The sequence below is a fragment of the Pseudomonas sp. 30_B genome (assembly GCF_017491605.1).
Classification (GTDB): Bacteria; Pseudomonadota; Gammaproteobacteria; order Pseudomonadales; family Pseudomonadaceae; genus Pseudomonas.
Map to the genome: position 1 here is coordinate 74,308 of NZ_JAFGYY010000025.1, position 8,959 is coordinate 83,266.

At 65.4% G+C, this 8,959-nt stretch carries 7 protein-coding genes and 1 pseudogene; 2 read left to right on the plus strand and 6 right to left on the minus strand.

Annotation, left to right across the window (positions count from 1 at the left end; genetic code table 11):
* Window positions 1–130 precede the first annotated feature (130 nt).
* The 3 genes from J5M67_RS22735 to J5M67_RS22745 form a co-directional block, all read right to left on the minus strand.
* The gene (locus tag J5M67_RS22735; protein WP_207887576.1) at window positions 131–682 is read right to left on the minus strand and encodes a helix-turn-helix domain-containing protein; all 552 of its coding nucleotides are present in this window, start codon (window positions 680–682) and stop codon (window positions 131–133) included.
* 13 nt (window positions 683–695) lie between these two features.
* Window positions 696–1,985 (minus strand): FAD-binding oxidoreductase, encoded by a 1,290-nt coding sequence (locus tag J5M67_RS22740; RefSeq protein ID WP_207887577.1) that lies wholly within the window; start codon window positions 1,983–1,985, stop codon window positions 696–698.
* Between the two features lie 106 nt (window positions 1,986–2,091).
* Window positions 2,092–2,850, minus strand: coding sequence for a hypothetical protein (locus tag J5M67_RS22745; protein WP_207887578.1), 759 nt, complete (start codon window positions 2,848–2,850; stop codon window positions 2,092–2,094).
* A gap of 286 nt (window positions 2,851–3,136) precedes the next feature.
* Here J5M67_RS22745 and fnr point away from each other — a divergent pair, with 286 nt between their 5' ends.
* Window positions 3,137–3,847: a fumarate/nitrate reduction transcriptional regulator Fnr gene (gene fnr, locus J5M67_RS22750; RefSeq protein WP_207887579.1), complete on the plus strand. Its 711-nt coding sequence runs from the start codon at window positions 3,137–3,139 to the stop codon at window positions 3,845–3,847.
* Between the two features lie 329 nt (window positions 3,848–4,176).
* Here the strand turns inward: fnr and J5M67_RS22755 are convergent, their stop codons facing one another.
* Together J5M67_RS22755 and J5M67_RS22760 are read right to left on the minus strand one after the other, a co-directional pair.
* Window positions 4,177–6,150 carry a PhoX family phosphatase gene (locus J5M67_RS22755; protein ID WP_207887580.1) on the minus strand — a complete coding sequence of 658 codons (1,974 nt, stop codon included), beginning with the start codon at window positions 6,148–6,150 and terminating at the stop codon, window positions 4,177–4,179.
* 260 nt (window positions 6,151–6,410) lie between these two features.
* Window positions 6,411–6,944: pseudogene (locus J5M67_RS22760) on the minus strand (MOSC domain-containing protein); the annotation flags it as partial.
* A gap of 220 nt (window positions 6,945–7,164) precedes the next feature.
* Here J5M67_RS22760 and J5M67_RS22765 point away from each other — a divergent pair.
* Window positions 7,165–8,043 (plus strand): LysR family transcriptional regulator, encoded by an 879-nt coding sequence (locus J5M67_RS22765; protein ID WP_207887581.1) that lies wholly within the window; start codon window positions 7,165–7,167, stop codon window positions 8,041–8,043.
* A gap of 452 nt (window positions 8,044–8,495) precedes the next feature.
* Here J5M67_RS22765 and J5M67_RS22770 read toward each other — a convergent pair.
* Window positions 8,496–8,959: acyl-CoA dehydrogenase C-terminal domain-containing protein (locus J5M67_RS22770; RefSeq protein ID WP_207887582.1), on the minus strand; the 464-nt coding region annotated here is incomplete at its 5' end.

Sequence of the window (8,959 nt, forward strand, 5' to 3'; positions counted from 1 at the left end):
GCGGGACCGTCGCGAGCGAAGGCCAGGCAAGGCGGAAGTCGGCTCGGATGCGGAGTTTAGGCCGCTAAATGAGCAATCCGAGCCGACTTCCAACGCCGCATGGGCGAGCGCAGCAGGTACCGGTCGAAATTCAGGTGAAGATCCAGAGCACCCTTGTCGGTTTGTCGGTGAGGTTGCCGTAGCGGAACTGGCTGTGCGGCGGCAACTGGAAACTGTCGTTGGCGCGCAGGGTGACGGTGTCGCCCTCGTACCAGATGGTCAGCTCGCCTTCGAGGACGAAGCCGCCCTGCTCCGAGCTGTCGTTCAGGTGCCCCTCGCCGCTGGTGGCGCCAGGGGCGAGGATGCTGTCGAGCATGGAGAAGCCGCCGGACATGTTCGGCGAGGCGAGGATGTCGGTGACGCCGCCGGCGTAGTACAGGGTGCGGCGGTCAGCCGGGCGGGTCACCCACTCCAGCTCGCGGCGGGTTTCGCCGGCGTAGAAATAGGTGGTCGGCACACCCAGGGCTTCGCTGATGGCGGTGAGGTCGGCAACCGTCGGCTGCGACAGGCCACGCTCGACCTGGGAAAGGAAACCCACCGAGCGGCCGATCTGTTCGGCCAGCGCGCCCAGGGTGAGGTTCTTGTGCTTGCGCAGGTCGCGGATCAGCGTGGCAAGGTGTTCGTTGGTGACCGTCTGGGTCATGGCGAAATCCGATTCAGAAAAAGTCGCGCAATCGATACCAGGCCTTGCCGGCGGCTTCCAGTGGCGCTGCGAATCGTTCGCCACCGGGAAACCCGGGATTGCGGATGCGTTGATAGAGATCAAGCTCGTCGCTACGCCCCAGCATCGCCTCGCTCACCGCGTGGGCGGCGGCCAGGCTCGGCAGTACGCCGTGGCCGGAATAGCCCTGCAGCCAGTACAGTTCGCCGCGCCGGCCGATGTCCGGGGTGCGGCGCAGGGTGCAGTCGATGTGGCCGCCCCAGGCGTACTCCAGCTCCACGCCCTTGAGCTGCGGGAACACCCGCTCGACATAGGGACGCGTCGCCGCGCGGATGTCGCTGGGCATGCCGCCCAGGTAGGTGCAGCCGCCGCCGAACAGCAGACGGTGGTCGGGGGTCAGGCGGAAGTAGTCGAGGACGAACTGGTTGTCGGTGACGCAGCAGTTTTTCGGCAGCAGCGAGCGCGCCAGTTCTTCGCCCAGCGGCACGGTGGCGACCTGGTAGGTGCCCACCGGCAGCATGCGTTCGGAGACGTCGCGGTCGAGCCCGTCGATGTAGGCGTTGCAGGCCAGCACCAGGGAGGCGCAGCGCACGCTGCCATGCTCGGTCGTCACCTCATAGCCGCTGCCGCTCTCGCGGAAACTCATGGCGCGGGTCTGCTCGAAGATGCGGCCGCCGGCACGCTCGAAGGCGCCAGCCAGGCCGTAGGCCAGCTTGAGCGGGTTCAGGTGGGCGGAGTTGGGGTCGTAGAGACCGGCTTGGTAGCGATCGCTGGCGATCCACTCCGGCAGTTCCTCGCGCGGGACGAAGCGCAATCCTTCATAGCCCCAGCGGCGGTTGGCCTCGGCCTGCCAGTCGTAGAGCATGCCGACGCGGCGCGGCAGAACGGCAGTCCACAGGTGGCCGACGCGGTAGTCGCAGTCGAAGCCGTGGCGTTGCGGCAGGTCGCGCAGTTCGTGGGCGGCCCAGAGCATGCCTTGCCAGAGGCGCAGCGCGCCTTCGTGGCCCAGGTCGGCCTCGATCGGGCCCAGGTCGCTGGACCAGCCCGGCAAGGCCTGGCCACCGTTGCGCCCGGATGCGGCCCAGGCGATGCGGCTGGCTTCGATGATGCAGACCTTACGTCCGCCTTCGGCGAGTTGCAGCGCCGTGTGCAGGCCGCTGAAACCGGCGCCGATCACCAGCACTTCGCATTCCAGCGGTTCGCGCAGTGCTTCGCGCGGCTGGATCAGCTCGGGGTTGGCGCCGGCATAGTAAGTGCCGACCGGCTCGGTCGAACGCAGAAACATGGCCACCTCGTGAAATTGTTTTGTTTATTTTTCATGAAAAATAACAGAACAAATTTCATAAGGCTAGCCCACCGCTTCCCGCAACGACGGGAAGCGGTGGCAGGGATCAGGACGCCAGCACCGCCGTGCTGGATTCCTCGTCCCGCTTCTGGCGCACGCTGACGACGATCACCAGCGCCACCAGGATGCCGGCGAGAATCGCCGAGGAGCCGATGGTGCCGAAGTCCAGGCCGCCCTTTTCATGGGACTTGGTGAGGAAGTCGCCGAGGGTCGCGCCGAACGGACGGGTGAGGACGAAGGCGATCCAGAACAGCAGCACCGAGGACAGCTTGGTGAAGTAGTGCAGCAGCACCACGACCGCGATCAGGCTGCCGATCAACAGCGCGCCGCCGGCGAAGCCCAGGCCCGAATCGTCGGCGAGGAAGTCGCCCAGCGCGGTGCCCAGGGTGTTGGAGAAGAGGATCGCGATCCAGTAGAACATCTCGCCCTTGAAGCTGCGGATGTTGTCCACCGACAGCGAGGTGCCGCTGAAGCGCCAGGCCGCGAAGATCGCCACCAGGATGCTCACCAGGATCGCCGAGCCGCTGGCGTAGCCCAGCCCCAGGGTGCGGTCCATGAAGTCCGACATGGTGGTGCCGGCGGTGCTGGTGGAGAGGATCACCAGCCAGTACAGCCAGGGCACGTAGCGCTTGCTGGCGAGCTGGCCGAACAGGGTGACGAGGAACAGGCTGATGAGGATCAGCGAGCTGATCGCGTAGCCGACGTTGAGGGTCATCGACAGCAGGTCGCCGGCGGTTTCCCCCAGGGTGGTGGCGCAGATTTTCATCACCCAGAAGGCCAGGGTGATCTGTGGCAGTTTGTTCACGGGTAGGACTCCGGAAGTGAGCGGGATGGACGCGCCCGTTTCCGCTGGCCGCGTCGCCGGCACCCGGAGTTACTCTGGGCTCCCCCCAAGACCCCATGGTGCACGGTGCGCAAGACTGCGGTCGACGCAGTGAAGAAAGGGTCAAAGCGGAATGAAAAATCCATTCGATAGACGCTTTTCCTACCGACCGGCAAGTGACAGATGGTCGTCCGTTGCTATGGTTTGAAGGGGGCGATTTGCCCGAGGAAGGCTGTGCTGCGCGATGAACCGGCGCATGGGGATAGGGATGAATCAGATGATCAAACCGCAACCGTACTGCAAGAACTGCCGGCTGGCGCCACCGTCGCTGAGCGACGACAAGATCGAGGAACTGGAGGCGCTCATCAAGCCTGGGCACCTGTTGCACAAGGGTGACTACGTGTTCCGCCAGGGCGACCCGTTCCACAACGTCTACCTGGTCCGCTCCGGTTCGATCAAGACCTTCACCACCAATGAGCAGGGGCTGGAGAAGATCACCGGGTTCTATTTCGCCACCGAGATCTTCGGTTTTTCCGGCATGGGCGAAGGCAGCTACCCGGTGTCGGCACAGGCGCTGGAAAGCACGCTGTGCAGCGAGATTCCATTCAACCAGCTGGAAGAGCTGTCGCAGAAGATTCCCGGCCTTTCGCACCAGATCATGCTGATGATGAGCCGCAAGATCCGCGAGGATCAGCAGATGAAGCTGCTGCTTTCACGGCTGAATTCGGATTCGCGCATCGCGGCCTTCCTGCTCAACATCTCCGCGCACTTCCGCGACCGCGGCTTCTCGGCCACGCGCTTCCGCCTGAGCATGTCACGCAACGAGATCGGCGATTACCTGGGGCTGGCGGTGGAGACCGTATCGCGCAGCTTCACCCGCCTGCAGAAGCACGGGCTGGTACGGGTGGACGGGCGCGAGACCGAGATCGTCGACTTCACCGAGTTGTGCGCGCTGGCGGGGGGTGAGGTCGAACTTTGAGATTCAGCCCTTTCAGGGCTTCGCGGGCATGGCCCGCTCCTACAGGCTCTACGCCCACCTGACATCCGCACGAAACTGCTTTTCGTAGGAGCGGACTTCGTCCGCGATAAATCCCGTGCCATGCGGATCGCGGACGAAGTCCGCTCCGACGGGATTCAGCCGGTATACACGGCGTTGGCTCTCGTAGGAGCGGGCCATGCCCGCGATGAGCCCCGTGCAGAAGAGATCGGCCCGCGCGAAACCCCGCTCTCGTAGGAGCAGAGCTTCTCCGCGATCACCGCGAGAGCGGTGCAATGGCCGGCCTGACGGCCCGCTCCTACAGGGACCGATCAGGTCCCGATCACCCCACCATCATCCTTGGTAATCACCAGCGTCGTGGAGCGCGGAATGCTCTTGCCATCGCTGGCCGGGAAGCTGATGCCCGGATGCTGGATGTTCACCCACAGCGTTCTGCCGTCCGGCGTCTGGGTAATGCCGGTCAGCTCGCAGCCACGGGGGCCGACCAGGAAGCGGCGCACCTCGCGGCTGTGCGGATCGGCGCAGAGCAACTGGTTGCAGCCCATCGCGTGCATGGGCTTCTCGGCATCGTCGTAGTCGGTCTCGATCCACAGGCGGCCGGCCGTATCGAAGTACAGGCCATCCGGCGAGGAGAAGATGTCGCCGTTGATGCTGCCGACCAGGTTCTCCGGCGCGCCGGAGCCCTTCTGTTCGCCGGCCAGCAGGAAGACTTCCCACTGGAAGGTGGTCGCGGTCGGATCGCCGCCCGCCTCGTTCCAGCGCAGGATCTGCCCGTGCAGGTTTTCCTTGCGCGGGTTGGCGGCGTCCAGCGGTTGCTTCTTGCCGCGCCCGTCGTTGTTGGTGAGGCTGACATAGACCTCGCGGGTGGTCTGCTGCACCGCGACCCACTCGGGGCGATCCATCGGCGTCGCGCCCAGCTTGTCGGCGGCGGCACGGGCGTTCACCAGCACCTCGGCCTGGCTGGGGAAGCCGTTCTCGGCGGTGAGGCCGTTCTGGCCATGCACCAGCGGCAACCACTGGCCGCTGCCGTCGGCGTTGAAGCGGGCGACATAGAGGGTGCCTTGGTCCAGCAGGTCACGGTTCGCTGCACGGTTGTTCGGGTCGTACTGGCCGGCCGGGACGAACTTGTAGATGTACTCGCCCTTGGTGTCGTCGCCGTAGTAGAAGGCCATGCGGTTGTCGGCGCCCAGCGACAAGGTCGAGCATTCGCGGCAGAAGCGGCCGACGGCGGTGCGCTTCTTCGGCGTGGACTTCGGATCGAAGGGGTCGATCTCCACCACCCAGCCGAAGCGGTTCGGTTCGTTGACGTGGCCGCCGTGGGGCTGGTCGGACTTGGGCGTGGCATCGAAGCGCGCGTCCACCGCCTCCCAGGCGTAGTAGTTGCTGAACGCGCCGTTGGACAGGCCGTAGCGCTTGTGCGAAACGCGCTTGGCGTAGTCGTTCTTGTCGCGGTTGACGAAGTACTGGTGCCAGTTTTCTTCACACGCGAGATAGGTACCCCAGGGCGTGACGCCCATGGAGCAGTTGTTCAGGGTGCCGAGCACCTGTTTGGCGTCCGGGTCGCTGGCGGTGCGCAGCAGGTCATGGCCGGCCAGCGGGCCGGACAGCTCCAGCGGCGAGCTGCCGGTGATGCGGCGGTTGTAGCTCGAACCTTCGACCCGCTGCCACTGGCCGCCGGCATCCTTCTTCACCTCGATCACGCTCAGGCCGTGGGCGGCGATTTCCTTGCGCACTTCGCCCTCCGGACGGCCACGGGTGCCGTCGGGGCGATCCTCGAAGGTCTGGCCTTTGGTGTGCAGCGTCGGGTTGATGTACTCATGGTTGATCACCAGCAGGCCATGGCTGTCCGGCGCATCCGGGAAGGGGAAGTAGTGCATGCCGTCGTGGTTGTCGCCGGCCTGCAGCTCCTGGGCTTTCCAGTCTTCGCTGGCGTCGCCCTTCCAGGCCGGGGAGCCGGCCACCACCGGATCGCCCCAGGAGAAGAACGGCCGGGCGGTATAACCCTCGGCAACGATCACCCGGTCGAATTTCGGGTCCTGCTGCACCGGCACACCCTTGAAGCCGAGCAGTGCGCTGGGCACCGGGGCCTCAGCGGCGAACAGCGAGCGGCCGGGGAACAGTCCGCCGCCGAGGAAGCCGACCGCGCCGAGCACCAAGCTGTTCTTCAGCAGGCGGCGGCGCGAGGCATCGATCAGCTCGCTCATCGGCACATTGCCGGAGGGATTGACCGAGTGGTCGTCGAAGGCGGCCAGTCGATCATGGAAGTCCTGGAATCGTTCGCTCATGGAGGGGTTCCTTCCGCACGGCCGTCAGCAGACGGCTCGGGTTGCCAATAAAAGATATGCGCGGAAGGTTAGGAACGGGTTGTTACGACGGGATGACAGCGCCGCCGGCCCCGTCGAGGGAGCCGGCGGCGGGAAGAAAAGCCGCCCCACAGGACCAAGACGACGTCCGGGGGCGGGCGCGAGGGCAGTTGCGGAACAGCGCGGCTCAGGCTTGCAGGCCGCCCTGTTCCAGGCATTCGGGGCCCGCCAGGCGGGCCCGTCCAGTCTTCCAGCACGCCACTGGTGAGGCGTTGCGCGGCGGTTTTGCGCCAGCGCAGGGAGAGCGCATCGCAGGCCATCATCAGGCGCAGTCCGGTACGTTCCAGCGGATGGCCGAAGTACCAGTCCAGCAGGCTCGCCACGGAGAGCTGCGGATAGTGCCGCTGCACCAGCTCCAGCGGTGCGTCGGCCGCCACCATGCCGGCACGGCGGACCCGGTAGAACCAGCCGCAGCGGTCCTGCTCCTGCACCTCGAACGGCAGCTCGGGCAGGTTCCAGCGGCGCGCCAGGCGATAGCTCGGCGAGCGCGGCTGGCTCACTTCGATCAGCGCCTCGCCCCAGCGGAACAGGTCGCCGACGCAGACCTCGTGTTCATTGAGGCCGAAGGTCGACAGGTTCTCGCCGAAGGCCGGCTGTCGCCAGCGTGTCTGCGGGTGCTGCTTGCGCCAGTGGCGGTAGTGCTCGGCCGGGTAGTGGTGCAACGCGCGGTCCAGGCCGCCGTCGCGGCGCAGGTCGGCCCGTGCGTCCCCCGGCAGCCCTTCGGCGCCGAGTCAGACTTCCTGATGCGTTTCCAGCTTGTCGATGTCGCTGAGCAGACCGCCCCAGCTTTCTTCGACTTTGCCTATGAAAACGCCCTGGATGACGATGCTTTCCACCTTTGTCTACCCATCTGAGACAGCGGACAAGCGCTAGAGTAGAGGCCCGGATAGCTGACTATCCATTTCGATTTTCCAGTTTCCTTGATAAGTAGACCTTATGGATTTCCGCCAGCTCCGCTATTTCGTCGCGCTCTACGAGGAAGGCCACGTCGGGCGCGCCGCCGAACGCCTGGCGATTTCCCAGCCGGCGCTCTCGCAGCAGATCCGCCAGCTGGAGCAGAACCTCGACGTGGCGCTGTTCCAGCGCAGCGGCAAGCGCCTGCTGCCGACCGCCGCCTCGCACACGCTGTACAACCACGCGGTGCCCCTGCTGGACGGCCTGGAGCGCGCCCGAGAAGCCCTGCGCGGCTACCGTGGGCAGAGCGCGCGCAGCCTGAGCATCGGCGTGTTGCAGACGGTCAACGCCAACCTGGTGCCGCACCTGGTGGAGCGCCTGCACACCGCCCAGCCTCACGTGCAGGTGCGCATCTATGAACTCTCGGGGGTGGAGATCGAGCGGCGCCTGCTGGGCGGCCAGCTGGACATCGGCATCGGCTTCCTGCCGCCGCGCCAGCCGGCGCTGCATGGCGTGGAGCTGTACCCGGACGAACTGCAACTGGTGATCGCGGCGGACCATCCGCTGAAGGATTTCAGGAAAGTCTCGCTGGCCCAGGCGGCGGAGTTGCCGATGCTGCTGCTCGGCGAGGAATTCCGTGCCCGGCAGATCTGGCAGGAACAGCTGGCGGCCATCGGCCGAAGGCCACGGGTGCAGGCGGAGCTGAACCACATGAGCGGCATCCTCGACAGCCTGCCGCAGAGCCGCTTCGCCACGGTACTGCCGGGGCGCGCGCGGCAGATGCATGGCAATCCGAACCTGCTGTGGAAGCCCTTGAGCGAGCCGCGCATTCCGTTGAGCGTGGGGCTGGTCTACCGCGATGCGCAGCGGCAGCAGCCGACGGTGGAGTTGTTGCGGTCGTTGCTGGATGGGGTGGTGTGACGGTCACCGTCGCTGATGGGTATTGCTGCGCTCCACGCCATCCTACGTTTGTGCTCGATGGCTACCCCGAAGCGGTTTGTAGGATGGGTGGAGCGCAGCGATACCCATGCGGTTGCCGGTTAACGCAGAGCTCCTACAGGTTCGTGCCATAGCCGAATCGCAGGCAAGAAAAAACCCCGCTTCTTTCGAAGCGGGGTTTTGCAGACCGATATCCTGACGTCCGTGCTGGCCACCGTCCATGGTGGATTCCCTTGTTTCCGTATTGTCGTTGGCGCTTCCTGCGCAATGTCCTGACTGAGGAGAAGGTTAACCGCGCAAGGACAATTCAGACAGACGCTGATCACCACCAGCGTTTGTAAGCCTAGGCTTACACGTAATCGTGATACCTCGGTTACCAAACCCTATAACCCGCAATAAAAAAGCCCCGCCGGAGCGGGGCTTTTGCGTAGCGCTTAGAACTGCGCTGCGTCCAGCAGGTACAGCGATTCGCTGCCGGCCTTCACCGAGGCACTCAGGGAGTGGATGCGCGGCAGCAGGCGGGCGAAGTAGAAGCGCGCGGTGCCCAGCTTGCTGGCGTAGAAGTCGTCCTGGCCTTCCTTGCCCAGCGAGGCGCGCGCCATCAGGGCCCACATGTACGCATAGGCGGTGTAGCCGAAGGCGTGCAGGTACTCGACCGACGCGGCGCCGATCTCGTTCGGGTTGCCCTTGGCGCGGTCCAGGACCCAGGCGGTCAGCTCTTCCAGGTTCTGCACGGCGGCGTTCAGTGGGCCGGTGAACTCGGAAAGTTCAGCCGAGGCCGAAGCGGTGAAGGCGCGGATCTCGTCGGTGAACAGCTTGGCGTAGGCGCCGCCGCTGCCGACGATCTTGCGGCCCATCAGGTCCAGCGCCTGGATGCCGTTGGTGCCTTCGTAGATCT